Here is a 25,647-nt window from a genome sequence, read left to right as displayed (position 1 = left end):
AGGTGATCCTTCGCTCGGGCGCGCTGCGCCAGCGGCTCGACCAGCTGCGCGGCCGCTTCGAGCGCCGGCCCGGAGCCGACTCGGCGACGGTCGAGGAGGCCACCGATCGCCTCGAGGCGGCGGTCGACCGGCACTTCGCCAAGCAGGCGGCAACCCGGGTCACCGCCGACCGGCTGGTCGGTGCGCTCGATGTCATCCCGCAAGGGATCGTGCTGGCCGACGCCACGGGCGAGATGGTGTTCCGCAACCGCACCGCCGCCGACTACCTGTCGGCCCGGCACGGCGACGCGCTGGTGGGATCGCTCATCACCGAGCTGATCGCGGCGGCGGTCCGCGGGGAGTCGACCACCCGCACGATCGACCTGTTCGGTCCGCCTCGCCGCTCGCTGCAGCTGCGGTCGGTGCCCCTCGAATCGCTCGAGGGCCACCCGTCGCCCGCCGGCTCGGGTGGCCCGGTGGCGGGCGCCTTCCTGGTGGTCGAGGACATCTCGGAGCGGCAGCGGCTCGAAGCGGTGCGCCGGGACTTCGTGGCCAACATCAGCCACGAGCTCAAGACGCCCATCGGCGCGCTCGGCCTGCTCGCCGAGACGCTCGCCTACGAGGACGACCCCGACGTGGCCCGCCGCCTCGCCCAGCGCATGCAGCGCGAGGCGTTCCGCGTGGCCCACACCATCGACGACCTGCTCCAGCTCAGCCAGATCGAAGCGAGCGAGCCCCCCGTCGAGGCGCCCGTGTCCGTGGCACTGGTCATCGAGGAGGCGGTCGACCGCACCAGACCCGCGGCGGAGCTGCGCTCGGTCGACCTGGTGATCGAGCCCACCGAAGGCGCCCCCGCGGTGCTGGGCGACCGGCGCCAGCTGGTGTCCGCGGTCGCCAACCTGTGCGACAACGCGGTCAAGTACTCCGATGCCGGCACCGAGGTCCGCCTTCGGGCACGGTGCCACGACGGCTGGGTCGAGATCGACGTGGCCGATCAGGGCATCGGGATCCCCGCCCGCGACCAGGAGCGCGTCTTCGAGCGCTTCTACCGGGTCGACCGGGCCCGCAGCCGCGACACCGGCGGCACCGGCCTGGGCCTCGCCATCGTCCGCCACGTCGTCCAGAACCACCAGGGCGACATCACCGTGTCGTCGCGAGAGGGCGAGGGGTCCACGTTCACCCTGCGGCTGCCGGCGGCCGGCGCCGCCTCGTCTCCCGACGAAGGTCCGCCCGACCTCGAGCCCGTCGACGATCCCGCCGACCACGCCCGCTCCACCCCCGGGTCCCAGCTCCCCGCTGCCACCCCATCGAACCTGAGGAACACCGATGCCTGAGTCCACCACCGTCCTGGTCGTCGAAGACGAGGACAGCTTCATCGACGCGCTCACCGTGGGCCTGGCCCGCGAGGGGTTCCGCGTGCAGGTGGCTCGCGACGGCGCCGAGGCGCTTGCGATCTTCGACGCCGTGCGGCCCGATCTGGTGCTGCTCGACGTGATGCTGCCCAAGGTCTCCGGGATCGACGTGTGCCGGGAGATCCGCACCAAGTCGAAGGTGCCGATCATCATGGTCACGGCCAAGGCGTCGGAGATCGACACCGTGGTGGGCCTCGAGGTCGGCGCCGACGACTACGTGTCGAAGCCCTACCGCCTCCGGGAGCTGGTGGCCCGCATGCGCGCCGTGCTGCGCCGGGCGCCTGGGGCGGCCGAGCCCGAGGCCGCCGACACCTTCGACGTGCTCGAGATCGGCGACGTGACGCTCGACCCGTCGCGCCACGAGGTGGTCATCCGGGGCGACGACGTCTCCCTGCCCCTCAAGGAGTTCGAGCTCCTGCACATCCTGCTGGAGAACGCCGGTCGCGTGCTCAGCCGCGACCTCCTCATCGACCGGGTGTGGGGCCACGACTACGTCGGCGACACCAAGACGCTCGACGTCCACGTGAAGCGGCTGCGGGCCAAGGTCGAGGCCGACCCTTCCAACCCGAGCCGGATCGTCACCATCCGGGGCCTCGGCTACAAGTACGAGACGCCCAAGCTGTCACGAGCCTGAACGGCTGGTGAGCGCCGGTTCCGGGGGCTCTCGGGACGGGCCGTCAGACCGTGTCCCTACCATGGGACGGGTGACGGACCCCTTCGCGCCAAAGACGGGCAACCGCCCCGGCACGCCTGAGGGCAGCCGCGCGTTCATCGTCCGCCCCTTCCAGCGCCTGGCCCGCACCCACGTGGCCAACTGCATGGCCGACGCCATGCTGGCCGCCGCGCTGGCCGACTCGCTGTTCTTCTCGCTGCCCGCCGACAGCGCCCGATCGCCGGTGGTCCGGTACCTGATCATCACGATGCTGCCGTTCGCGGTCATCGCCCCCCTGGTGGGCCCGCTGATCGACCGGCTCAAGGGCGGCCACCGGTTCGTGCTGGTGGGCAGCACCGTCCTGCGGATCGTCCTCTGCTACCTGATGATCGGCGAGATCCGGGCGGGCGGGGCCAGCTTCTTCCTGCTCGCGCTCTGCGTGCTGGTCTGCCAGCGCGCCTACAACGTGGCGCGCAGCGCCCTGGTGCCCACCGTGGTGGCGTCCGACGACGAGCTCATCGAGGCCAACTCCAAGCTGGCCATCATCGGTGGCGTCTCCGCCTTCGTCGGCATCGTCCCGGCCGCCGTCCTGCTCAAGGTCTGGGGCCCGGGCTGGGCGCTCGGGCTGGCGATGGTCACCTACGGGACCAGCTCGGTGCTCGGCCTCCGGATCCCCCGGTCGCGGGTGGCGGTGGCCAAGCCCGACTCGGCGGAGAAGAGCGAGCTGCGCGGGGCCGGCATCCGGCTGGCGGGCGCGGCCATGTCGCTGCTGCGCATGTGCGTGGGCTTCTTGACCATGCTCGTCGCGTTCGACTTCCGCGGCGGTGACCGCGCCACCTGGGAGTTCGCGGTGGTGGCCGGCGTCAGCGTGGCGGCGCAGCTGGTGGGCGCGGCCGTGGCCCCCCGCCTCAAGGCCATGGCGAGCGAGGAGACCATCCTCACGGGATCGCTGGGCCTCGTGGTCGTGGGGACGTTCCTCGCGCTGTTCATCAACGAGGTCCTCGGTGCGTGCATCGTGGGCATGTCCGTCGGCTTCGCGGCCGCCCTCGGCAAGCTGGCCTTCGACTCGATCCTCCAGCGCGACGCACCCGACGCCAACCGGGGGCGATCGTTCGCTCGGTTCGAGACCCGGTTCCAGGTGTGGTTCGTGGCCGGGTCGTTCATCCCCGTCGCCATCAAGACCGGGGCGCGCGCCGGGTTCATCATCTTGTTCATCGTGGCCATCGTGGCCACCGCGTCCTACGTGATCGGCCGGATGGCCTGGGCGCACCGCACCGGCGAGCGCCAGACCGCGGCCACGGCTGCGGCCGTCGGGATCGAGGAGCGCTTCGCCGAGGTGTCCGGCGAGGTGAAGGGCCGCCTGGCCGCTGCGCCGCGCAGCGTGCTCAGCCGCCTGCGGGGGTCGGGCTCGGGGTCCGACCACGATGGCGATCCCACCGAGGTGGTCGATCGCGGTGCCGTCGACGGCCCCCACGACGAGGTCGACCCCGATGCCACGCCGGTGCCGTTCGCCGAGGCGCACACCGAGCCGTTCGACCAGGACCTGGCCCCCACCTCACCGGTGGCGTGGCGGCCCGAGAACGGCACCGAGCCGCTGCCCACCGAGTACCCGTGGGCGGCGCGGCCCGAAGACCCCACCGTCCCGCACGACGACCGTCAGGGCTGATCGCCGCCCAGGCCGCCGAGACCACCCAGGTCGTCGGGGATGTCGCCCAGGTCGCCCAGGTCGTCGGGCAGGTCGCTGGCCAGGTCGATGCGGGCCAGCCACAGCCCGGGGGCGTCGACCTCGTTGGGGGTGGGCAGCGAGTCGGCAGACGACCACAGGCGGTCGAGGCCGGCCTGGCCGGAGCGCTCGATGACGCCGGCGATGAACGAGGCGCCGCGGTCGAAGTGGGCCTGGGTGAGCTCGAGCCCGAGCAGCCGCTCCACGAAGCGGTCGGCGGCGTTGGCCTCGACCCGGCGGCGGCGGAGGGCCTCGGTGATCTGGGGGTACGAGCCCACCAGCCCGTGGCCGATCTCGTCCATGATGTGGTCGACGTAGGCGGCGAGCACGCACACGAGGGCGTCGAGCCAGGGGAGGATCTCCTGCTGGCGGCTGGAGCGCACCGCCCCGAGGACGACCTCGGGATCGCCCATCAGCTCCTGGAAGCGGGCCATCGGGTCGCCGCCGGTGGGGTCGACGTCGAGCTCGCCGAGCTTGCTGCCCAGGGCGTCGGGGTCGGACTCGAACGAGGAGGCGTAGTCGCCGAGCAGCTCGTCGAGGCGGGCCCGCACGTGGGGGAGGCCGAGCACGGCGTGGTTGGTGAGCTGGTGGAGGCAGACCCAGAGGCGCAGGTCGTCGCCGTCCATGGACCAATCGGAGGCGAAGGCCTCGACGTTGGCCGCGATGATCAGCACGTCGTCGGACGGCGGGCGGGGGATGGGCAGGTCGAACAGGCCGAAGTTGCGGGTGGCCAGGTGGCCGACCAGCGACCCGGTGGTCATGCCGAGCAGCATCGGGCTGAGCAGGCCCATGATCTGGCCGAGCCACGCCTCGGTGGGGTCGACGCCCTCGATGGCATCCTGCTGCTCGGCCAGACCGAAGCCGGGCACGCCGCCGCCGTCGGAGGTCGTGGGCGGGTGCAGCGCGGCGGCCATCTTCTCGATGAGCGGCCGGTAGGCATCGAGGGTGGCGAGCGTCCACTGGGTGCGCGTGACCGGCGTGACGGTGACGGAACGGCCCGTGGTGGAGGTGGACAGCCCGGTGGCCCGGGCCACGTGGAGGTCGGCCACGCGGGCCAGCTGCTCGTAGCGCACCCGTTCGAGCGGGTCGACGTTGGCCTCGCTCTCGCCGCCGGTGGCGATGGAGAGCGCCAGCTGGCGGGCGCCGTCCCACTGGACGGGGCCCTGCGAGCCCAGCATCTTCAGGAGGTCACCGAAGAACGGCATCCCTTCGAACGGGTTGGGGCCGGAGCTCATGGCAGCCATCGTACGACCCGATGTGGTGTTCCGTCCCTGCGGGCGGCAAGCTCGCGTGATGGTTCGCGTGGTGGTCACCGGAGCGGCGAGCTCCCTCGGACGGCGGGTGTCGGCGCTGCTCGCCGCGCACCCCGAGGTGGACGAGGTGGTCGGCATCGACCTGCGCGCCGGGGCCGGCGTCCGCGCCACCGACCTGGTGACCGGCGACCTGGCCGTCGCCTTCGAGGGGGCCCAGGCCGTGATCCACCTGGCGTCGGCGTTCGGACCGGCCATCGAGAGCGCCGAGATCGATGCCGCCGTCGACGTGGCCATGGCCCGGCGGGTGCTCGAAGCCGCCGACAAGGTGGCAGCCGCCCGCGTCGTGCTGCTGTCGAGCGCCACGGTCTACGGACCGTGGGCCAACAACGCCGTGCCGCTCACCGAGGAGGCGCCCCTGCGCCCGCACCCCGATCTCGCCTACGCGGTGCAGCTGGCCGAGGTGGAGCGCCTGGCGGCCGACTGGGCCGCCGACCACCCGTCCGCCACGGTGGCGCGGCTGCGCCCCGCCCCGGTGGTCGAGGACGGGCGCCTCGGCTGGCTGGCCCGGGCGTTCGACGCCGCGGGCGACGTGCCCACCGCCGACGACACGCCGGCTCAGTACCTGCACCTCGCCGACCTGGCCTCGGCCGTGGTCACGGCATGGTCCGCCGGCCTCGACGGGCCGGTCAACGTGGCTCCCGCCGGCTGGCTGACGCCCACCCAGCGCCGGGCGCTCGATCCGGTCCCCCGGATCCGGCTGCCCGAGGCCGTCGCCCTCAAGGTGGCGTCGTGGCGGTGGCGGCTGGGGCTGGCCCCCACGCCTCCCGGCATCCTCCCCTACGTGCGCCACCCGTGGGTGGTGGCCAACGATCGGCTCGTCGCTGCCGGCTGGGAGGAGACCTCCAGCAACGAGGAGGCCTACGTCATGGGCCACGAGGCCAGCGCGATCGAGCAGATCTCGCCCCAGCGCCGCCAGGAGCTGGCGCTCGGCGTGGCGGGCGCGGTCGCGGTGGCCGCCGCGGTGGGCGCCGGTGCGTTCATCCGCCACCGCCGTCGTCGTCGGTAGCTGCTGGTCGGCGGCGATCAGCCGCCGAGCTTGACCTCGGCGTGGTCGGTCGTGGTGCCGCGGTGCCAGGTGACGTCGACCCGGTCGCCGGGCTTCCAGGCCCGGAGCGAGACCACCAGGTCGCTGGCATCCTCGATCGTCTTGTCGTCGACCTGGGTGATCACGTCGCCGGGTCGCATCTCGGCGGCCGCGGCCGGTGAGCCGGCCGTGACGGTGGTGAGCTCGGCGCCACCGGGCACCCGGAGGAGCTCGGCGGCGGTGGGACTGAGGTCGACGGCGCGCACGCCCATCCAGGCGCGGCGGACCTTGCCGTCGTCGCGGAGGTCCATGGCGGCGGCGATGGCATCGTCGGCCGGGATGACCACGGCGAGGTGGTCTTGGCCCGACTGGGCGAGGACGATGCCGACGAGGTTCCCGTCGGCGTCGACCACGACGCCGCCGAGGGCATCGGTGGGCACCGCCCGGTCGAGCTGGACCGCATCGTGGAGGACCAGGGGATCGACGGTGGCGCGCAGGCCGGTGGCGCTGACCGAGGCGGTCATCACGCGCTGCTGCGGTGAGCCGTCGGGAGAGAGGGATGCCGCGCCGATGACCGCCACGGGCTCGCCGGCCGCCGCGTCGACCTGCTCGGTGCCGACGGGGGTGCCCGTCTCGCCGACGGCTCGGAGGATGGTCATGCCCGTGGCGTTGTCGTAGGCGCCGGCCTTGGCGGCGACGCGGGTGCCATCGACGTCGGTCACCATGAGATCGGTGGCGCCGCTCACGAGCGTGGACGCGACGGCGACGGTCCCGGCGGTGTCGATCCACACGCCGGTGCCCGACTGCCACTGGCCGTCGCGCTGGGCCTCGACGCGCACGAGCGATGGGGCCATGCGCTTGGCGAGCGACTGCGACGGGACGCCGGCCGGGGAGAAGACGGCGGTGGTGACCGCTCGGGCCGCCACCGTGCTGGGCGGGCGGACCTCGACGCGCTTGGGGCCGGCGACCCACATCACCGCCAGGGCTGCGGCGGCACCGACCACGCCGGCGCCGAGCAGCGCCACGGCCGCCCGGGCCCGCCGAGGAGGCGCGGGAGGCATCGGTGCGGGCCAGGCGGCCGGCGTGGGCATGCCGTGGCCCACCTCGGACGGGTGCCGCCACAGCCGGTCGTCGGGGGGCAGCGGAGGGCCCGCGGAGGGGCGTTCGGGGTCTTCGTCATCGTCGAACGCCATGGGCTGCCACGCTACCGATCCGCGCTTGCGGGTGGGCCGCGGCCGGTCACGCCTACGATGAGCACATGACCGCGGACGTCGACGCCATGTGGTTGCCGCCTGCCGGCGATGACTGGTTGGCCTGCGCCGACACGTCCCTGCCCGTGTCCAGGGCGTCGGAATGGGTGGTCAGGCCCGGTACGGGCGCCTCGATCACGTTCGTCGGCACCGTCCGCGACCACGCCGGAGACCGCACGGGCGTCCACCAGCTGGAGTACGAGGCGTACACCGAGCAGGTGGTCCCGGTCCTCGCCGTGGTGGCCGCGGCCACCCGGTCCCGGTTCCCGGAGGTCGACCGGCTGGTGCTCTGGCACCGCACCGGGACGCTGGCCGTCACCGAGTCCGCCGTGGTGGTGGCCGTGTCCACGCCCCACCGCGACGCTGCGTTCGATGCCGCCCGGTGGGCCATCGACGAGGTCAAGGCCACCGCCCCGATCTGGAAGCGCGAGCACTGGGACGGCGGCCACGACGATTGGGGCCGCTGCGACCACCGCGCCGGCCACGACGTCGCCGGCCTGCACGATCGGCAGGAGGCACCGGCGTGATCGTCCTCCTGTTCGTCCTCCTCCCGATCCTCGTCGTCGCCACCTACGCCATGTACGTGTGGGCCCGGAACCGCCAGCCCACGTCCGTCGAGTCCGGGGTCGATGCGTTCCGCCGCGAGATGACGGCCCTGTCCCCCGATGCGGCACCGGTGCAGCGCCGTCCCGACCGCGGCTACGACGCCGGGCCCAGCTCGCCGCGGCAGGCGCCTCGGCGGCCCGCTCCGGGTGAGGGCGATCGACCGATGCCCGGTGCCGACGAGACGGACCTGCCCTGATGGCAAGAGACCTCGCGATCGATCTCGGCACGGCCAACACGCTCGTCTACGCCAAGGGCCAGGGCATCGTGCTCAACGAGCCCTCGGTGATCGCCCTCAACCAGCAGACCGGCGACGTGCTGGCCATGGGCCAGGAGGCGTGGCAGATGATCGGGCGCACGCCCGGCTACATCGTGGCGGTGCGTCCGCTGCGCCAGGGCGCCATCACCGACTTCGACGTGACCCAGCGCATGATCCGGCTGCTGCTCCAGCGCGCCGGCGTGTCCAAGTTCAACCGGCCCCGCGTGGTCATCTGCGTGCCGTCGGCCATCACCGAGGTGGAGCGCCGAGCCGTCACCGAGGCCGCCCGCCGCGCGGGTGCCGCCGACGCCCAGCTCATCGAGCAGCCCATGGCCGCGGCGCTGGGCGCCTACCTCCCCGTCAACGAGCCCGCCGCCAACATGGTGGTCGACGTCGGCGGCGGCACGTCGGAGACCGCGCTCATCAGCCTCGGGGGCGTGGTGGCGCTGCAGGCCGTGCGGGTGGGGTCGTTCGACATCGATGCCGCCATCCAGACCTTCATCCGGCGCGAGTACGGCATCGCCATCGGCGAGCGCACCGCAGAGGAGATCAAGGTGGCCATCGGGTCGGCGTGGCCGGTCCAGGACGACGTCAAGGCCGAGGTGCGGGGCCGAGACCTCATGAGTGGGCTGCCCAAGACGGTGATCCTGTCGCCCCAGGAGGTCCGCGAGGCCATCTCCGAGCCGGTGTCGTCGATCGTCGACTCCGTGGTCGCCTGCCTCGGCGAGGCGCCGCCCGAGCTGGCGCACGACCTGATCGTGCGGGGCATGCACCTCGTGGGCGGCGGCGGCATGCTGAAGGGCCTGGCCCATCGGCTGGCCGAGGAGACCGAGATCCCGGTCACCCTCGTCGATCAGCCGCTCGAGGCCGTGGTGCTGGGCGCCGGGCGCTGCATCGAGGCCTACGACCAGCTGCGCGTGATGTTCATGGGGAACCGCTGATCCCCTGACCGCCCACCACCTCGGTGAGCACGTCGAGATCGGTGACCACGTGCAGCGGCGACTGCTCGCGCAGCCAGGCCAGGTTGCGGGCGTGCAGGTCGTCGGCGGGGTCGAAGCGGTTCAGGAAGACCACCACCGGGAGGGCGCCGAACGCCTCGGCCGACAGCAGGACCGCGTTGACGGTGCCGAGGCCGGCGTCGGCCACGAGGACCACGAGGTCGGGCTCCAGCCGCCCGGCCACGGTGACTGCATCGCCGTCGGAGCCGATGGGCGAGCGGGGGCCGCCCACGGTCTCGAGCCAGCCGATGCCCACCGGGCCGCCTTGATCGTGGGCGGGCCAGCGGAGCTCGTCGAGGAGGTCGTCGATGGTGGGGACCGGAAGGCCGAGCGCGGCCGCGGCCATGGGCGGGGCCATGGCCACCGTGTAGCTGCGGTGGGGGAGGCAGACGGTCTCGACGGGCTCGCCGCTGGCGCCGGCGAGGACCTGGGCGTCGGACGGGCCGGGGTCGCCCAGGTCGGCCGACTGCGCCGGCTTCCGGGCGGCGACGGTGGTGCCGGCGGCGCGGAGCCGGGCCAGCACCTGGCCGCCCACCCACGTCTTGCCGATGTCGGTGGCGGTGCCGGCCACCAGCACCAGGCGGACGGGACGGGTCACGGCGAGGGGACCTCGGTGTCGAGGGCGGCGAGCGCCCCGACGAGGCGGGCCACCTCGTCGTCGGTGTGGGCGGCGGACACGGTGACGCGCAGCCGGCTCGAGCCGGGGGCGACGGTGGGCGGCCGGATGGCCGGGACCAGCAGGCCCTGCTCGAGCAGGGCGGCCGCCGCGGCCACCGCCCGCCGCTCGTCGCCCATGACGACGGGGATGATGGGGGACGGGTGCCCGGGCAGGAGCTGGTCGACGTGGCGGCGCAGGGTGCGGCAGAGCTCGGCGCCCTCGGGGCTGCGCAGCACGCGGATGGCGGCCAGGCCGGCCGCGGCGTCGGCGGGGCTGAGCCCGGTGGTGAAGATGGCCGACCGGGCCGCGTTGACCAGCAGGTCGGCGACGGCAGACGAGCAGGCGGCGAACCCGCCCAGCGAGCCCAGCGTCTTGGACAGGGTGCCGACGCGGACGACCTCGAGGTCGACCAGGTCGACGGGGGTGGGGTGGGGCCCGAGCACGGCATGGGCCTCGTCGAGCACGAGCAGGGCCCGGTGGCGCCGGCAGATGTCGGCCACGGCGACGACGTCGAGGGCATCACCGTCCATCGAGAAGACCGTGTCGGCCACGACGATCACGGGGCCAGGGGCGTCGGCGACCACGGCCTCGAGGGCGGGCAGGTCGCCGTGGGGGAAGATCGCCACGTGGGCCCGGGCCAGGCGGGCGCCGTCGATGATCGAGGCGTGGTTGAGCTCGTCGGAGACGATGGTGACGCCGGGGCCGCCCAGGGTGGAGAGCACGCCGAGGTTGGTGGCGAAGCCGGTGGGGAACAGCACGGCGCGATCGGTCTGCTTCCAGTCGGCCAGCTCCAGCTCGAGCTCCTCGTGGACGGGACGATCGCCGGTGACCAGGCGGGAGGCGCCCGAGCCGGTGCCCCAGCGGTCGAGGGCCGAGTGGGCCGCGGCGATCACCGCCGGGTGGATGCTTAGGCCGAGGTAGTCGTTGGAGGCGAACGACAGGACCTTCCGGTGCGTGCCGTCCTCCTCGACGAGGCCGCCGCGCGGGCCGAAGGCGTCGAACTCTCGGTGGGCCCGCCACCGGCCCTGGTCTCGGATGGTGGAGAGCCGGCCGTGCAGCCACGCGGGCCAGTCGCCGCGCTCGCGGTTCACCCGGCTGCGACCAGGCGGATGGCGGCTTCGAGGGCGTCGACGATGCGGACGATCTCCTCGGCCGTGGTGGTGAGCGGCGGCATGATCACGATCACGTCGCCGAGCGGGCGGATCAGGACGCCGCGCTCGACGCACGCGGCCGAGACCTTGCGGCCCCAGCGCAGGCCGTCGGCGGGCGGCGCCAGCTCGATGCCGGTCATCAGGCCGCACCGGCGGACCGCGGCGACGCCGGCCAGCGGCTCGATCTGGGCCGCCAAGAGGCGACCGAGCTGCGCGGCCCGGTCGTTCACGTTCTGGAGCACGTCCCACTCGTCGAGGAGCTCGAGGTGGCGCAGGGCGACCGCGCAGCCCAGGGCGTTCCCGCTGTAGGAGTGCCCGTGGTAGAAGGTCATCTCCGACAGGTCGGGCCCCAGGAACGCCTCCCACACGCGCTGGCTGGCCACGGTGGCGGCCAGCGGGAGGTAGCCGCCGGTGATGCCCTTGCCGATCACCATGAGGTCGGGCTGCACCCCGCACTGCTCGGTGGCGAACAGGGTGCCGGTGCGCCCGAAGCCCGTCGCCACCTCGTCGTGGATGACGAGCACGTCGTGGTCGGCGGCAGCCCGGGCGACGGCGGCCACGGCGTCGGCCGGGACCAGGGCCATGCCGGCCGCGCCCTGCACGAGCGGTTCGAGCACCACGGCGGCCAGCTCGTGGGCGTGCTCGGCGATCATGCGGATGGCCTCGTCGACCGCGCCCGGCTCGCCGAGGCACGGCGTGCGCAGGACGGGGAAGCGGAGCGGGTCGAACACGTCGGTGCCGAAGCCGCCGTCGCCGATGGCGAGCGAGCCGATCGTGTCGCCGTGGTACGCCCCGGTGAATGCGAGGTACTTGGTGCGCCCGGTGACGCCCTGGTTGGTCCAGTACTGGAACGCGATCTTGATGGCCTGCTCCACCGCGGCAGCGCCGTCGGAGGCGAACAGGAACCGGGGGCGGTCGACCGGGACCCGGGGCGCCAGGGCCTCGGCCAGCTCGATCACGATGCGGTTGCCGTGGCCCAGCATGGTGGTGTGGGCGACGCGGCCGAGCTGATCGCGGACCGCCTGGTCGAGCTCGGGGACGCCGTGGCCGAGGGTGGTGACCCACAGCGAGGAGATGGCGTCGAGGTAGCGGTTGCCCTCGATGTCGATCAGCTCGCGGCCTTCACCCCGCTCGACGATGACCGGGCTGTTGCCCGCGTACGCCTCCATCTGGGTGAAGCCGTGCCACACCGAGGCGACGTCTCGGTCGATCCATCCGTTGAGGTCTGCCACGGGGTCGACGCTAGTTGGAGGTCAGGTCCTCGGCCGATTGGCGGACCTGCCAGTCGCGGTCGGTGAGCGCCCGTTCGAGGGCGGCATCGACCTCGGGCCCCTCGAAGGGGGCGAGCGCGAGGACAGCCCGCCGCCGGACCGTGGCCTTGTCGTCGGTGGCGGCGAGGATCGCGGCCAGGCCCTGGGGATCGCCGATGGCGCCGAGCGCGGCGACGGCCGACTCGCGGACCAGGGCGTCGCCGTGGTGCCGGGCCAGCTCCGCCAGCGCGTCGACGGCGCCGGGCTCGGCGGGCTCGCGCTCGCCGGCGGCCCACGCGGCCACCTCCACCACGGTGTCGTCGTCGTCGTGCAGCAGCGGGAGGGTCGTCACGGCGGCGGCAGCGCCGCCGCCGTGCAGGGCGGCCACCACCTCGAGGGCGCGGGTGCGGACGGCGACGGCTTCGTCGGCGAGGGCCGCCACCAGGTCGTCGGGCTCGAGGCCGTGGGCCCGGAGGAGGGCGCCGAGCGCCGCCGCGCGCACACCCGCGTCGTCGTCGCCCAGGAACCCCCGAGCGGTGGCGGCATCGCCTTGGTGGCCGGCGATCGCCGCTTGGCGTCGGCGCCGAATGGGGTCGGCTAGCGTCCGATCCGTCATAGGAGGAACGCCAGATGGCGGGTGCGAAGCGTCAGGAGCGGGCCGCGGCCACACAGGCCCAGCTGCTCGAAGCAGCACGGGAGGTGTTCGCCGAGCGCGGCTACCAGGCCACGTCCGTCGCTGCCATCACCGACGCTGCGTCGACCGCTCACGGCACGTTCTACCTGTACTTCCGCAACAAGGAGGACGTGTTCGCCCAGTTGATGGCCTCGGCCATGGACGAACTGTACCGCCACACGCTGACCGAGCTCGACCCTGAGGACCACCTCTACGACGTGGGCGTGGCCCGCGAGCGGGTGGCCGGGTTCCTGCAGGTGGCCGAAGCCAACGCCCGGCTCTGGCGGGCCCTCCTGGAGGCCATCTTGGTGAGCCCCACGGTGGAGGCCACCTGGCTCGAGATGCGGGCCAAGTTCTGCAAGGGCCTCGCCGACCGGCTGCGCATCTACCAGTCGCGGGATGAGTTCCGGGACCTCGACCCGGACCTCACCGCCTCGCTGCTCGCCGGCATGCTCGAGTGGGCGGTCTTCATGAGCGCCTCGTTCAGCATCCCGGCTCCTCTCGAGGCCAGCGACCAGTTCATCGACACCGTGGCCGACCTGTGGGCCTCGGCGGTCGACATCGGCGGCACCAAGCGCTCCTCGTCGCACTGACGGAGAGGCTGCCTGCGGTTCTGGCAGGCTGACCCACCGTGGATCCCGCCCCTCGCATCTCTCGCCTCTGGTGGTTCAGCGCGCCGGTGCTGGCCATCATGATCGGCGCGGTCGTCGTGATCGGCACGCTGCGCGTCCCGTACGTGATCCTCTCGCCCGGTGGCGCCCGCTCAGTCGGCCCGCTGGTGACCATCACCCAGAAGCCCGGCGGGCCCAAGGTCACGGTCGACCCCGCCACCGACGACCTGCTGTACCTGACCGTCTCGTCCATGGTGAAGCCCAGCGGCTTCCTCGCGCTCCGGGGCTGGCTCGACGACAAGGCCGAGGTCGAGCCGTCGGCGCCGTTCCTCGGCACCCAGACCAACCAGGAGAACCGTCGCCTCAACCTGGAGCTGATGACCGACTCCCAGGCCAAGGCCAAGAAGGTGGCCCTGGAGCGGTTGGGCTTCGAGGTGAAGACCGTGCACCAGGGGGCGTTCCTCGAGGACGTCGATCCCACGCTGCCGGCCGGCAAGGTCCTCAAGCCCGGCATGACCGTGGTGGGGGCCGACGGCAAGCAGATCGCCACCCGTGACCAGCTCGTGGCCGCCATCGGCGAGCACGACCCGGGCGACACCATGGAGCTACAGGTCGTCCCGCTCGGCGAGACCAAGCCGGTCACGGTGAAGGCCACGCTGGGCGAGCGTCCCGACCAGCCTGGCGAGCCCGTCCTGGGGGTCTCCACCGTCGATCGGTCCACGTTCGTCTACCCGGTCGACATCAGCATCGACTCCGGGCAGGTCGGCGGGCCGTCCGCGGGCCTCGCGTTCACGTTGGCGATCCTCGACCGCATGACCCCAGGGAGCCTCACCGGCGACGGCCGGGTGGCGGTCACCGGCACCATTGAGCTCGACGGCTCGGTGGGCCCCGTCGGCGGCGTCAACCACAAGACCGAGGCCGCCATCTCCGAGGGCGCCAAGCTCATGCTGGTGCCGCCCGACGAGTACAAGGAGGCCGTCAAGGCGTCCAACGGGCGCATCAAGGTCGAGTCGGTGTCGACCCTCGACGAGGCGCTCGCAGCGCTCGAAGCCCACGGCGGCGATCCGCTCCCCGCCGCCACCAGGTGATCTGAGGCTCCCCGAATCGGCCCGGCCGCGGTCGTACCATCGGTGCCGTGCCCGCTGAACCATCCGACCGATCCGCCCTCGATCCCGACGACGTCGCGGGGCACTCGTTCGCGAAGGTGCGCAAGGGGTTCGAGGTCGACGAGGTCCGGGCGTACCTGGTCTCGCTGGCCTCGCAGATCCGGGAGGCGCAGCTGAAGCAGGCCGATGCCTCGCGGCGCCTGGCCGAGCTGGAGCGGCGCGCCACCGACCCCAAGGACCTCGACGAGGAGCAGGTCACGCAGCTGCTCGGCGAGGAGACCGGCCGGGTCCTCGAGAGCGCGCGCAAGGCGGCCGCCGAGATCCGCGCCAAGGCCGAGGCTGCCGCCACCGAGTCGGTGTCGGTCGCCGATGCCGAGGCCACCTCCACCCGCTCCGCCGCCGACCAGTACGCGGCCGGCGTGCGCGCCGACGCCGATGCGTACGCGATCGGCGTTCGCGCCACCGCCGACGCCGAGGTGGCCGAGCAGCGGGCCACCGCCACCGCCCAGACCGATGCGCTGCGGGCCGATGCCGAGTCGGTGCTCGCCGAGCGCACCGCCGAGGCGGAGTCGGCGGCGGCGGAGATCCGCGCCGAGTCCGACTCCTACGCCACGTCGTCGCGGGAGCTGGCCGAGACCTACGACGTCGAGACCCGCACCGCGGCCGACATCTACGGCTCCAACACCCGAGAGTCCGCCGATGCCGCCGCCGCCGAGGCCCGCTCGGCTGCCGACGAGTACGCCACCACCACCCGCGAGGGCGCCGACCGGGTCCGGGCCGAGGCCGATGCCGCCGCCACGGCGCGGATCGAGGCCTCCGCCATCGAGGTCGAGGCCATCCTCGACGCGGCCCGCGAGCAGGGCCGGGGCATGGTCGACGAGGCCCGGGCCTACCGCGAGCGCGTGATCGCCGACCTGGCCGATCGCCGCCGGGCCGCCCGAGCCCAGATCGACCAGCTCGCCGCCAGCCGCGACGCCTTGTCGGTCACCCTCACCGACGTCGCCGCTCGCATCGCGGCCTCGCACCAGGCCCTGGCCGACACCGTCATCGACCCCCGCTCGCTCGGCGACATCGCCACCGACCGTGCCGCGCTCCTCGACGACACCGACGCCGACCCCGCCGCGGAGCCCGAGGCCCCGGTCGAGCCGGAGCCGGAGCTGGAGGCGGACTCCGAGCCCGAACCGGAGCCCGAGGCGGAGGCGGAGCCCGAACCGGAGCCGGAGCCGGAGCCGGAGCCCGAGCCCGAGCCCGAGCCCGAGCCGGAGCCCGAGCCCGAGCCCGAGCCCGAGCCCGAGCCCGAGCCGGAGGTGGAGGCGGAGCCCGAGCCGGCGTCGGCCCCGGTCGCCGCCACCGCGGATGCGGTCGACGCGGTGTTCGCACAGCTGAAGGCGCAGCGGGCCGACGAGCCCACCGCGATGGTCGAGGTCGTGGAGGTGGTCGAGACCGTCGAGATCATCGAGATCGTCGAGGAGGCCCCCACCGGGGACGCGGCGCCCGAGGGCGCGGCCGACGCGGCCAGCCCCGACACCGATGTGCTGGACCGGCGCGATGCGGCCACCGACGAGCTCGAGCGGCAGCTGGCCCGCCGCCTCAAGCGGGTCCTGTCCGACGAGCAGAACGAGGCGCTCGACCGGCTGCGCCGCGTCCGGGGGGTCCCCACCGCCGAGGGCGTGCTCCTCAGCCAAGGTGAGCACCTGGGCCGGTACCACGCCGCCGCGCTGGAAGACCTGGTGGTGGCCGAGCGGAGCGGGGCGTCGTTCTTCGGCACCGCTCCTCGCCGCACCGCCGACGTGGGCGACGTGGCCGGGGAGTTCGCCGCCGAGCTGGTCCGCCAGCTGCGCGGCCGCCTGGAGGCGGCCTTCGACGACGGAGGCGACGAGCAGGAGATCAGCGACCGGATCCGCTCGTGCTACCGGGAGTGGAAGACCCAGCGCATCGCCGACACGGCCGCTCACTACGTGCTGGTGGCGTTCAACCGAGGGGTCGCCGAAGCGGCTGCCGACGGGTCGGCGGCGCGCTGGGTGGTCGACGACGGCGGGGCGCCCTGCCCCGACTGCGACGACAACGCCCTCGCCGGCGCCGTCCCGAAGGGCGAGCCGTTCCCCACCGGAGACCTGTACCCGCCTGCCCACCAGGGCTGCCGCTGCCTCGCCGTGCCGACCTGAACCCTTCCCGGGCTGCAGCCAACTCGCCAGGGGTGACCGGTAGGCTCGCCGCCCATGCCCCCCCAGCCCGAGATGCCCCGCCGTCCCACGCGGCGCGAGCGACAAGCCGCCAAGAAGGCTGACGGCAGCTCGTTCACCGCGGGTCGGGGTCGCATCTTCCTCGGCGCCTTCCTGGCGTTCGCGTTCATCCTGCTCGTGTCGCTGCGCGGCATCGCCGGCTTCTACACCGACTACCTCTGGTTCGACTCGCTGCACCTCAGCCCGGTGTTCAACCGGGTGCTCGCCACCAAGGCGATCCTGTCGATGGTGGGCGGCCTGGCCTTCTTCGCCCTGTGCTGGGGCAACCTGCTCATCGCCGAGCGCCTGGCCCCCGTGTTCCGCCCGTCCTCGGGCGATGACGACCTGATCGAGCGCTACCACGAGGTGGTGGGCCGCCGGGCGTGGATGGTCCGGCTCGGCGTGGCGGCGTTCATGGCCCTGGTGGTGGGCGTGAGCCTCGGGGCCAGCTGGAACGAGTGGATCCTGTTCACCAACCGGGTCGACTTCGGGCAGAAGGACGCCATCTTCCACACCGACGTCGGCTTCTACGTGTTCCAGCTGCCGTTCCTGCTCGCCGCCGCGAGCTGGCTGTTCTCGTCGCTGCTGGTGGTGTTCGTCATCACCGTGCTCGCCCACGTGGTGAACGGCGGCATCCGGTTCCACACCCAGCTCGACCGGGTCACCCCCCAGGTCAAGGCCCACCTGTCGGTGCTGCTCGGCCTGCTCGCCCTGGTGCAGGTGGGCCGGTACTGGCTGAGCCGCTACCAGCTCACGTTCTCCACCCGCGGCACGGTCGATGGCGCCACGTACACCGATGTCAACGTCGAGCTGCGCGCCATCAAGCTGCTGATGCTGATCGCCCTGTTCGCCATCGGCCTGTTCATCGCCAACATCTGGCGGCGCGGCTGGGTCCTGCCCGTCATGGCCGTCGGCCTGTGGGTGCTGGTCGCCGTGCTCGCCGGCGGGGTGGTCCCGGCGTTCGTGCAGCGGTTCCGGGTCGAGCCCACCGAGTCGTCGATGGAGCGGAAGTACATCGCCAACAACATCGCGGCCACCCAAGCGGCCTACGGGTTGAGCGACGTCGAGAGCAGACCCTTCGACTGGACGGCCAAGGACATCCCGCCATCCACCCTGGCGGCCAACGCCGGCACGCTGAACAACGTGCGCCTGTGGGATCCGAAGAGCATGCAGGACTCCTACCGCCAGAAGCAGGAGGTGAAGTCCTTCTACGAGATCAACGACGTCGACGTCGACCGCTACGTCATCGACGGCAAGTCCACGCAGGTGATGATCGCGGCGCGCGACCTGGCGGCCGACGGCATCAAGCAGCCGTCGTGGGAGGCCACCCACCTGGCGTACACCCACGGCTACGGCGTCGTGGCCGCCAAGGCCAACGACCAGTCGGTCAGCGGCGACCCGGTCCTGGTGGCCGAGGACATCCCGGTGAAGGTCTCCGACGGCATGCCCGAGGTGAAGCAGTCCGCCATCTACTTCGGCGAGAACAAGTCCGGGTACGTGATCGTCGACACCAAGCGGCGCGAGATCAACTACCAGGACGACCAGAACAAGACCACGTTCACCACCTACGAGGGCAAGGACGGGGTGAAGATCGGCTCGGGCCCGGCCGGGTTCCTGCGCAAGGCCGCCTTCTCGCTGCGCTTCGGCGACATCAACCCGATGGTCTCGGGCAACATCGAGCCCCAATCGCGGGTGCTGCTCGAGCGCGACGTCACCTCCCGCCTCAAGACGGTGGCGCCGTTCCTGGCCTACGACCACGACCCCTACGTGGTGGTCAACGACGGGCACCTCCAGTACGTGGTCGACGCCTACACCACCACCCGCAACTTCCCGAACGCCCAGCGGGCCGACACCGGCGGCCTCGACCCGGCATCGGGCCTCTACGGCCGGTCGTTCAACTACGCCCGCAACTCGGTGAAGGCCGTGGTCGACGCCTACGACGGCACCGTCAAGCTGTACGTGGTCGACGACAAGGACCCGCTCATCAAGGCGTACCAGCACGCCTTCCCCGAGCTGTTCACCCCCAGCGACAAGATCCCCGACGCCCTCCGGGAGCACTTCCGCTACCCCGAGGACCTGTTCACCGTCCAGACCCAGATGTGGGCCAAGTACCACGTCAGCGATCCCGACGACTTCTACAACCGCAGCGACGAGTGGAGCGTCCCCCACGACTCGGGTGCGTTCAAGAAGTCGGGCAGCACCAACACCCCCGTGGGCCCCGACGGCCAGGAGCTCACCGGCAACGACAAGTACCCGTCCACCTACCAGCTGATGCAGCTGCCCGGTGAGGACAAGCCGTCGTTCGTGCTCCAGCGCCCGTACGTGACCTCGGCCGACGACTCCGAGGCCGGGGGCGGGCAGAACCAGCTGCGCGCCTTCATCGTCGCCGACAGCGATCCCGGGTCGTACGGCCAGCTCAAGACGTACCTGCTCCCGGTCACCGACCTGCCCGACGGTCCCAACCTCGCGGCCGCCGACATGCGCGCCGACGGCGACGTGGCCGACAAGGCCAAGTCCCTGTGCACCGACAAGCGGATCTGCACGTTCGCCGCGCCCTCGATCGTGCCCGTGGGGGACTCGCTGCTGTACGTGCAGTCATTCCTGGTGGCCGGCGACAAGCAGGGTGCGCCCAAGATCGAGCACGTCATCGTCAACTACCGCCGCCCCGGCGTGTCCGACGTGGCCATCGACACCACCCTCTACGGCGCCCTGTCGCAGCTGTTCGAGGGGGTGCCCACCTCCGTCCAGGGTGGGGACCAGGGCACGGTCACCGACCCGGGCACCGACCCGACCACGCCGTCCCAGCAGCCCAGCGACAAGGGCGGCACCATCACCGCCCAGGAGAGCGACCTGATCGACCAGGTGGTCGCGGATCTGGCCGCCGCCGACGCCGCGGCCCGCAAGGGCGACCAGGTGACGTGGGCCGAGAAGGTCACGTCCGCCAGCAAGGCCGCCGAGAAGCTCCAGACCCTGCGCGACGAGGCCAAGAAGAACGGGACCGGCAAGGGCGTCCAGGAGGATGGCGGGGCCACCACCACGACCACCGCTCCGGCCTCCACCACCGACCCCAAGGTCACCACCACCACCTCGGCCGGCACGTAGCCCGATCGGCGGGTGACCGGCCATCGAAGCTGGTCAGGGCCTCGCCGGCCGGGTTGGTCCCGGCGTCAGGTTGCAGGTCGGACGGAGCGGTCGGTAGGGTCAACAGCACGCCGCGGGGTGGAGCAGTCTGGTAGCTCGTCGGGCTCATAACCCGAAGGTCGCAGGTTCAAATCCTGCCCCCGCCACCAAATCGGTACGCAAAGAGGCCCCGCTCCGGCGGGGTCTCTTCGCGTCTGGATTCCGACAGTGCGGGTCCATCGCATTCGTGCAACCACCTGCGCCTGCGCCACCGAGGAGGTGGCGCAGGGCCGAGGACCGAGGCCGTCAGGGGGCGGTATGTTCGGGCCATGAGCACCCCAGACCCTCATCGCACCGTCCTTCCGGCGCCGATGGAGCCGTTCAGCGGGAAGGTGGCACCGCGGGCCACGGACTCCACCCCTGCGTTCCCCAAGCCACCGACCCCGCCGGCAGGTGCACCGAACGTGGTGCTGGTGATGCTCGACGATGTGGGGTTCGGGGCATCGACCACCTTTGGCGGTCCGTGCAACACGCCCACCCTGGACGCGCTCGCTCAGCGGGGCCTCCGGTACAACAAGTTCCACACCACCGCGATGTGCTCCCCGACGCGAGCGGCGCTCCTGTCGGGTCGGAACCACCACTCGGTGCACACCGGGCAGATCATGGAGATGGCCACCGGGTACCCGGGCTACGACACCCTCAACGGCCACGACACCGCCGGGATCGGCGAGATCCTCAAGCAGAACGGGTGGAACACGGCCTGGTTCGGCAAGAACCACAACGTGCCGGACTGGGAGACCAGCCAGGCCGGCCCGTTCGACCGCTGGCCCGTCGGCCTCGGGTTCGAGAAGTTCTACGGGTTCATCGGCGGCGACATGAACCAGTGGCGGCCGTGCGTGTTCGACGGCACCACGCCGATCGAGCCCTACGTCGGCGACCCCGACTACAACCTCGACTACGACCTCGCCGACCAAGCCATCTCGTACATCCAGATGCAGCACTCGGTCGCCCCCGACAAGCCGTTCTTCGTCTACTACGCACCCGGCGCCACCCACGCCCCCCACCACCCCCGTGCCGAGTGGGCCGAGAAGTACCGCGGCCAGTTCGACGACGGCTGGGACGCCCTTCGCGAGCGCACCCTCGCCCGCCAGAAGGAGCTCGGCGTGGTCCCGCCCGAGACCGAGCTCACCGAGCGGTCCGCCGGCATCCCGGCCTGGGATGACCTGTCCGACGATCAGCACACGCTGTTCGCCCGGATGATGGAGATCTACGCCGGCTACATGGAGCAGACCGACCACAACGTCGGCCGCGTGCTCGCCACCCTCGACGACCTCGGTCTCGCCGAGGACACCATCGTGATCTACATCTGCGGCGACAACGGAGCGAGCGCCGAGGGCCAGATCGAAGGGGCGATCAACCTCGAGTCAGCGATGAACGGCGTCGTCCTCACGGCCGAGCAGATGCTCCCCCACATCGACGACCTCGGCACCTGGAAGACCTACAACCACTTCCCCGTCGGCTGGGCCCACGCCCTCGACGCCCCGTTCCAGTGGACCAAGCAGATCGCCTCGCACTACGGCGGCACCCGCAACGGCATGGTCATGTCGTGGCCCGGGCACATCTCCGACGAGGGCGGCCTGCGCGAGCAGTGGCACCACGTCATCGACATCGTCCCGACCCTGCTCGACCTGCTCGGCCTCGAGCAGCCCACAGAGGTGAACGGCGTCGACCAGCGCCCCATCGAGGGCGTGAGCATGGGCTACACGTTCGACGACCCCGACGGACCGTCGACCCGCCGCACGCAGTACTTCGAGCTGTTCGGCAACCGCGCGATCTACCACGACGGCTGGATCGCAGCCACCACGCCCGCCGGACCCCCGTGGTCCTCGGACATCCCGAAGCTCGACCTGATCGACGGGTACGCGTGGGAGCTCTACCACGTCGACGAGGACTTCTCCGAGGCCCACGACATCGCCGCCGACCACCCCGACAAGCTCGCCGAGATGCAGAAGCTGTTCTACGAGCAGGCCGAGGAGTTCCACGTCCTCCCGCTCGACAACGACCGCGTCATGCGCCTCAACCCGGTCTACCGGCCGAGCCTCGCCGGCGGCCGCACCTCGTTCACCTACCACGGCGCCCAGAAGCGCATCCCCGAAGGCGTCGCCCCCGACATGAAGAACCGGTCGTGGACGCTGACGGCCGACGTCACGGTCCCTGACGGGGGCGCGACCGGGATGATCGTCACCCTCGGCGGCCTCTTCAACGGGTGGGCCCTCTACCTCGAAGATGGCATCCCGGTGTTCCACTACAACTTCGGCAACGTCGCCCACTCCCGGATCGCCGGCACCGAACCACTCACCCCGGGTGACCACACCATCGTGATGGACTTCGCCTACGACGGCGGCGGTATCGCCAAGGGCGGCGACGTCACCCTCGCCGTCGATGGTGCCCAGGTCGGGGCCGGCCGGGTCGAGCACACCGTCGCCATCCGCTTCACCATGAGCGTCGAGACCTTCGACATCGGCTCCGACACCGGCACGCCCGTGAACCTCGACTACGACGTCCCGTTCACGTTCACCGGCACCATCCACACCGTCACCATCGACCTCCACCCCCGCGACGAGCACACCGCGTCCACCCACGCTGCCGCCCAAGCCGAAGGCGCCGTTGAAGCCGCCCTTCGCGACTAGAGCCAACCCTGGGTGAGGTGCCCCCGGGAAGTGCCGTTCTTGGATGGCCTCCGTCGATGTCCCGTGACCTGCGCTGTGGCCGTCACCGGTGTCCCACTGATGGGCCACCATGGTGCCGATGCATGAGATCGGCACCGGGAAATCTTGGCAACGTGCCAACAAATCGGTAGGAGGGTTAGGTGTGCAGCAGCCTGTGCACCCACCTGTGCAGGGCCTCTCACCTGCGGCAACGTCGGTGGAAGAACTCGATCGTCGGCCGATCTTCGGCTGCCCCCGCCACCAACGGAATGCGGCAACAAGAGGCCCCGCTTCGGCAGGGTCTCTTCGCGTTGCGATGTCGACCGTGCGGGGTGGTCACGTTCGCGCAACCACGTTGCTCGTCGGGCTTCTGTAGAGGATGTCCTGCGTCGCGAGGGCTCTTCAGGTGGCGAGCGCCTTGCGGATGCAGGCGGCGCGCTCGGTGGTGAAGACGCCCAGGTCGAGCAGGGCGATGATCGAGAGCGGTGCGCCGCTCGCGCCCCAGCTGCCTTCGTCGATGGTGCGGAACGTCACCCACCAGGTGGGGGGCGCGACGTCGACGACGAGCGCGGTGCGGAGCGCGGCGAAGGTGCGTTCGATGACCTGCGCGCGCTCGGCCGGCGTCCACGAGCCGTCCATGACGGCGATGTCGACGGTGAGCGGGGCGATATCGGGGAGGTCGGCGGCCAGGGTGCCGCCGATGGCGATCTGGTCGGCCGGGAGGTCGAGGAAGTGGACCTGGAACCCCCAGCGGGCGGCCGGGTCGATCTGGCCGCACTCGACGAGGGCGACGGCGTCCGTGAGGGTGGTCGCGAGCTCGCGGCGCTGGTCGAGCGAGATCGTGCCGGCGGTGGCGTGGATGGAGATGATCGTCATGGGAGGTCCTTCGTTGGTCGAGCGCGGAGTCGGCGGTCCGGGAGTGTCACCAGGCGAACCAGTCGCGGGGTCCGCCCGTGAGCTGGTCCTCGTGGGCTTCGAAGAGCTCGAGCAGGACGCCGTCGGGGCCTTCGGCCATGACGTAGCCGACGCCGGGTGTGCCGGTGATGGGCTTGCGGAACTCGATGCCGCCGGCGGTCATCTGGTCGATGAGCTGGGGGAGGTCGTCGGTCTGGATGCCGATGTGGTGCACGGCGTTTCGGCCGTGGTCGCGCGGGGCCTGGTCGTAGAAGTTCAGGCGGCCGTCGCCGATGGCCATCATCACGTTGCGGGCGCCGGCGTAGACCTCGTCGGCGAGGACCTCTCCGTGGAACCAGCGTTGGTAGAAGGCGATGCTGGCGTCGAGGTCGGAGGCGAACAGGTGGACGTGGTGGACGCGGACCTTCATCGGTCATCTCCCGTGGCGGGGGTGGCGTGGTGGAGGAGGCGGGCGGCGGCTCGGCAGGCGTCGAGCAGGGGGGCGGTGCTGTGGGCGGTGCGCGACAGCAGGAGCCCGCCTTCGATGACGCTGATGATCATGGTGGCGAGCTGGTCCGCGGCGGCCCGGTCGACGCCGTCGAGGAGCAGGCGCTCGGTGTAGAGCGCCCGCCACCGATCGAAGAAGTCCTGGCAGGTGTCGCGCAACCCAGCGTCGGTGCTGGCCACCTCGAGGGCGACGGTGGCGACCGGGCAGCCGAGCTGGTAGCCGGTGGCCTCGAGCACCGCGGCGAGGTGTTCGCCGGTGCGGGTCACGGCCTCTCCGGTGGAGGCGGAGTCCGCGACGGCTCGGGCGGCTCGTTCGAGGGCCCGTCCTGTGGAGAGCGCCAGCGACTCGGCCACGAGCTGGGGCTTCCCGTCGGGGAAGTGGAAGTAGATCGAACCCCGCGAGGCGCCGGCGGCTTCGACCACGTCGAGCATGCCGGTGGCGGCGTAGCCGTTCGATGCCAGCAGCTGGGCGCCGGCCTTCACCATCCGCTGTCGGGTGTCGTTGCGGGCGCCCATCGTTCTCCTTCTCCCCGCCGGCCTCTCGTTGACAGATAGTATGCACTACTGCATAGTTTCGCGCCATGACCTCCTCCACCGAGACCGCACTCACCACCACCGAGCACCTCGACGGGGGCGTCGCAGTCGTCCGCCTCAACCGGCCGGATCACCTCAACGCCTTCAACTTCGACCTCGTCGACGCGCTCGAAGCCGCACTCGAAGCCCTGCGCCACGACGTCGAGACACGGGTCATCGTCCTTGGGGCCGAGGGCCGCGCGTTCTCCGCTGGCCTGGACCTGGCGGACCTCCGGCCGCTCCCGGGCACCGAGGGCTTCGGGCGCGTCCAGGGTGGCCTCGCTGCGCAGGAGCGCCTGGTCAGCCTGGCCCCGCTGATCCACCACCACCCCAAGCCGATCATCGCCGCGGTCGGCGGAGCAGCGGCGGGCATGGGCATGGCGATCGCACTCGCCGCGGACATCCGGGTCGTGTCCCCCAAGGCCTCGTTCGCCGCCGCGTTCATCCGAGTCGGCCTCGGCGCCTGCGACTTCGGCACCAGCTACTTCCTGCCCCACCTCGTGGGCGCAGGCCGGGCGGCGGAGATCCTCCTCACCGGACGCAAGGTCCCTGCACCAGAGATCCTCGACCTCGGTCTCGCATCGGACCTCGTCGACGAGCCCATCGAGCGAGCCATCGAGATCGCCCGGAGCATCACCGCCCACTCGCCGTTCGGGGTCGCCATGACCAAGCAGGTCCTGTGGGCCAACATCACCGCCCCATCGCTCGAAGCGGCGATGGCCCTCGAGAACCGCACCCAGACCCTCGCCCTGCTCACCGAGGACATGGGCGAAGCCGTCGGCGCCTTCATCGAGAAGCGCCCCGCCAACTACGCAAACCGGTAGGAGGGCTCGGCGTCGGGCTCGGCGCCGTCGTACTTGAACTTTGCTCGGTCATCGTCACGGGCGGTCTCCAGCGGGTTCGTGGTCCAGCCGAGCTGCAGGATCTCGACGTCGATGGACTGGACGGCCTGATCGGCCGG

General features: G+C 71.9%; 22 protein-coding genes and 1 tRNA gene. 14 read left to right on the top strand and 9 right to left on the bottom strand.

Going from position 1 to position 25,647, the window contains the following annotated elements; translation table 11 throughout:
- Positions 1-2: 2 nt before the first annotated feature.
- The 3 genes from ACPPVX_RS06410 (at position 3) to ACPPVX_RS06400 (ending at position 3,709) form a co-directional block, all read left to right on the top strand.
- The gene (locus ACPPVX_RS06410) at positions 3-1,313 is read left to right on the top strand and encodes a sensor histidine kinase (RefSeq protein WP_426574067.1); all 1,311 of its coding nucleotides are present in this window, start codon (positions 3-5) and stop codon (positions 1,311-1,313) included.
- On the top strand, positions 1,306-2,025 hold the full coding sequence (locus tag ACPPVX_RS06405) for a response regulator (protein WP_426574066.1): 720 nt from the start codon (positions 1,306-1,308) through the stop codon (positions 2,023-2,025). Before ACPPVX_RS06410 ends, ACPPVX_RS06405 begins: the two co-directional genes overlap by 8 nt.
- Before the next feature lie 70 nt (positions 2,026-2,095).
- Positions 2,096-3,709: an MFS transporter gene (locus ACPPVX_RS06400; RefSeq protein ID WP_426574065.1), complete on the top strand. Its 1,614-nt coding sequence runs from the start codon at positions 2,096-2,098 to the stop codon at positions 3,707-3,709.
- On the opposite strand, the gene ACPPVX_RS06395 is transcribed toward ACPPVX_RS06400, so the two are convergent.
- Positions 3,700-5,001, bottom strand: a complete 1,302-nt coding sequence (locus ACPPVX_RS06395) for a zinc-dependent metalloprotease (RefSeq protein ID WP_426574064.1) — start codon at positions 4,999-5,001, stop codon at positions 3,700-3,702. The two genes, ACPPVX_RS06400 and ACPPVX_RS06395, sit on opposite strands and share 10 nt — an antisense overlap.
- 58 nt (positions 5,002-5,059) lie before the next feature.
- Here ACPPVX_RS06395 and ACPPVX_RS06390 point away from each other — a divergent pair, with 58 nt between their 5' ends.
- Positions 5,060-6,085: an NAD-dependent epimerase/dehydratase family protein gene (locus tag ACPPVX_RS06390; RefSeq protein WP_426574063.1), complete on the top strand. Its 1,026-nt coding sequence runs from the start codon at positions 5,060-5,062 to the stop codon at positions 6,083-6,085.
- A 17-nt stretch (positions 6,086-6,102) separates the two neighbouring features.
- Here ACPPVX_RS06390 and ACPPVX_RS06385 read toward each other — a convergent pair whose 3' ends face one another.
- Complete coding sequence (locus ACPPVX_RS06385) at positions 6,103-7,296, bottom strand: S1C family serine protease (RefSeq protein WP_426574062.1); 1,194 nt, start codon at positions 7,294-7,296, stop codon at positions 6,103-6,105.
- A 65-nt stretch (positions 7,297-7,361) separates the two neighbouring features.
- On the opposite strand from ACPPVX_RS06385, the gene ACPPVX_RS06380 reads away from it, so the two are divergent.
- From ACPPVX_RS06380 to ACPPVX_RS06370, 3 genes are read left to right on the top strand one after another with little or no spacing between them, the layout of a single operon-like run.
- Positions 7,362-7,880, top strand: coding sequence for a molybdopterin synthase catalytic subunit (locus tag ACPPVX_RS06380; RefSeq protein WP_426574061.1), 519 nt, complete (start codon positions 7,362-7,364; stop codon positions 7,878-7,880).
- Positions 7,877-8,155 carry a hypothetical protein gene (locus ACPPVX_RS06375; protein ID WP_426574060.1) on the top strand — a complete coding sequence of 93 codons (279 nt, stop codon included), beginning with the start codon at positions 7,877-7,879 and terminating at the stop codon, positions 8,153-8,155. Before ACPPVX_RS06380 ends, ACPPVX_RS06375 begins: the two co-directional genes overlap by 4 nt.
- Positions 8,155-9,156, top strand: a complete 1,002-nt coding sequence (locus tag ACPPVX_RS06370) for a rod shape-determining protein (protein WP_426574059.1) — start codon at positions 8,155-8,157, stop codon at positions 9,154-9,156. Before ACPPVX_RS06375 ends, ACPPVX_RS06370 begins: the two co-directional genes overlap by 1 nt.
- Here ACPPVX_RS06370 and bioD read toward each other — a convergent pair.
- The 4 genes from bioD to ACPPVX_RS06350 are packed head-to-tail and all read right to left on the bottom strand — an operon-like array spanning position 9,140 to position 12,888.
- Positions 9,140-9,811, bottom strand: a complete 672-nt coding sequence (bioD, locus tag ACPPVX_RS06365; protein ID WP_426574058.1) for an ATP-dependent dethiobiotin synthetase BioD — start codon at positions 9,809-9,811, stop codon at positions 9,140-9,142. The genes ACPPVX_RS06370 and bioD overlap by 17 nt on opposite strands.
- Positions 9,808-10,962 (bottom strand): aminotransferase class I/II-fold pyridoxal phosphate-dependent enzyme, encoded by a 1,155-nt coding sequence (locus tag ACPPVX_RS06360; RefSeq protein WP_426574057.1) that lies wholly within the window; start codon positions 10,960-10,962, stop codon positions 9,808-9,810. Before ACPPVX_RS06360 ends, bioD begins: the two co-directional genes overlap by 4 nt.
- Complete coding sequence (bioA, locus tag ACPPVX_RS06355) at positions 10,959-12,254, bottom strand: adenosylmethionine--8-amino-7-oxononanoate transaminase (protein ID WP_426574056.1); 1,296 nt, start codon at positions 12,252-12,254, stop codon at positions 10,959-10,961. The genes ACPPVX_RS06360 and bioA overlap by 4 nt, the downstream gene beginning before the upstream one ends.
- A 10-nt stretch (positions 12,255-12,264) precedes the next feature.
- Positions 12,265-12,888 (bottom strand): HEAT repeat domain-containing protein, encoded by a 624-nt coding sequence (locus ACPPVX_RS06350; protein ID WP_426574055.1) that lies wholly within the window; start codon positions 12,886-12,888, stop codon positions 12,265-12,267.
- A gap of 14 nt (positions 12,889-12,902) precedes the next feature.
- On the opposite strand from ACPPVX_RS06350, the gene ACPPVX_RS06345 reads away from it, so the two are divergent.
- The 6 genes from ACPPVX_RS06345 (at position 12,903) to ACPPVX_RS06320 (ending at position 22,694) form a co-directional block, all read left to right on the top strand.
- Positions 12,903-13,538 carry a TetR/AcrR family transcriptional regulator gene (locus ACPPVX_RS06345; protein ID WP_426574054.1) on the top strand — a complete coding sequence of 212 codons (636 nt, stop codon included), beginning with the start codon at positions 12,903-12,905 and terminating at the stop codon, positions 13,536-13,538.
- A 38-nt stretch (positions 13,539-13,576) separates the two neighbouring features.
- Positions 13,577-14,644, top strand: a complete 1,068-nt coding sequence (locus ACPPVX_RS06340; RefSeq protein ID WP_426574053.1) for a YlbL family protein — start codon at positions 13,577-13,579, stop codon at positions 14,642-14,644.
- 47 nt (positions 14,645-14,691) lie between these two features.
- Positions 14,692-16,827 carry a DivIVA domain-containing protein gene (locus ACPPVX_RS06335; protein WP_426574052.1) on the top strand — a complete coding sequence of 712 codons (2,136 nt, stop codon included), beginning with the start codon at positions 14,692-14,694 and terminating at the stop codon, positions 16,825-16,827.
- Between the two features lie 54 nt (positions 16,828-16,881).
- Entirely contained in the window at positions 16,882-19,986 is a 3,105-nt protein-coding gene (locus ACPPVX_RS06330; RefSeq protein WP_426574051.1) for a UPF0182 family protein, read from the top strand.
- A gap of 111 nt (positions 19,987-20,097) precedes the next feature.
- Positions 20,098-20,174: transfer RNA gene (locus ACPPVX_RS06325), tRNA-Met, on the top strand.
- Positions 20,175-20,333: 159 nt separating this feature from the next.
- The gene (locus tag ACPPVX_RS06320; protein ID WP_426574050.1) at positions 20,334-22,694 is read left to right on the top strand and encodes an arylsulfatase; all 2,361 of its coding nucleotides are present in this window, start codon (positions 20,334-20,336) and stop codon (positions 22,692-22,694) included.
- A gap of 420 nt (positions 22,695-23,114) precedes the next feature.
- Here the strand turns inward: ACPPVX_RS06320 and ACPPVX_RS06315 are convergent, their stop codons facing one another.
- From ACPPVX_RS06315 to ACPPVX_RS06305, 3 genes are read right to left on the bottom strand one after another with little or no spacing between them, the layout of a single operon-like run.
- Positions 23,115-23,588: a tautomerase family protein gene (locus ACPPVX_RS06315; protein WP_426574049.1), complete on the bottom strand. Its 474-nt coding sequence runs from the start codon at positions 23,586-23,588 to the stop codon at positions 23,115-23,117.
- A 46-nt stretch (positions 23,589-23,634) separates the two neighbouring features.
- The gene (locus tag ACPPVX_RS06310; protein ID WP_426574048.1) at positions 23,635-24,036 is read right to left on the bottom strand and encodes a VOC family protein; all 402 of its coding nucleotides are present in this window, start codon (positions 24,034-24,036) and stop codon (positions 23,635-23,637) included.
- Positions 24,033-24,629: a TetR/AcrR family transcriptional regulator gene (locus ACPPVX_RS06305; RefSeq protein ID WP_426574047.1), complete on the bottom strand. Its 597-nt coding sequence runs from the start codon at positions 24,627-24,629 to the stop codon at positions 24,033-24,035. Before ACPPVX_RS06305 ends, ACPPVX_RS06310 begins: the two co-directional genes overlap by 4 nt.
- A 65-nt stretch (positions 24,630-24,694) precedes the next feature.
- On the opposite strand from ACPPVX_RS06305, the gene ACPPVX_RS06300 reads away from it, so the two are divergent.
- Complete coding sequence (locus tag ACPPVX_RS06300; RefSeq protein ID WP_426574046.1) at positions 24,695-25,510, top strand: enoyl-CoA hydratase/isomerase family protein; 816 nt, start codon at positions 24,695-24,697, stop codon at positions 25,508-25,510.
- The last annotated feature ends 137 nt before the right edge of the window (positions 25,511-25,647 follow it).

This window comes from Aquihabitans sp. McL0605, assembly GCF_049993875.1.
In the GTDB taxonomy this organism is placed as follows: Bacteria; Actinomycetota; Acidimicrobiia; order Acidimicrobiales; family Iamiaceae; genus Aquihabitans.
This window is presented reverse-complemented; position numbering and strand designations above follow the sequence as displayed.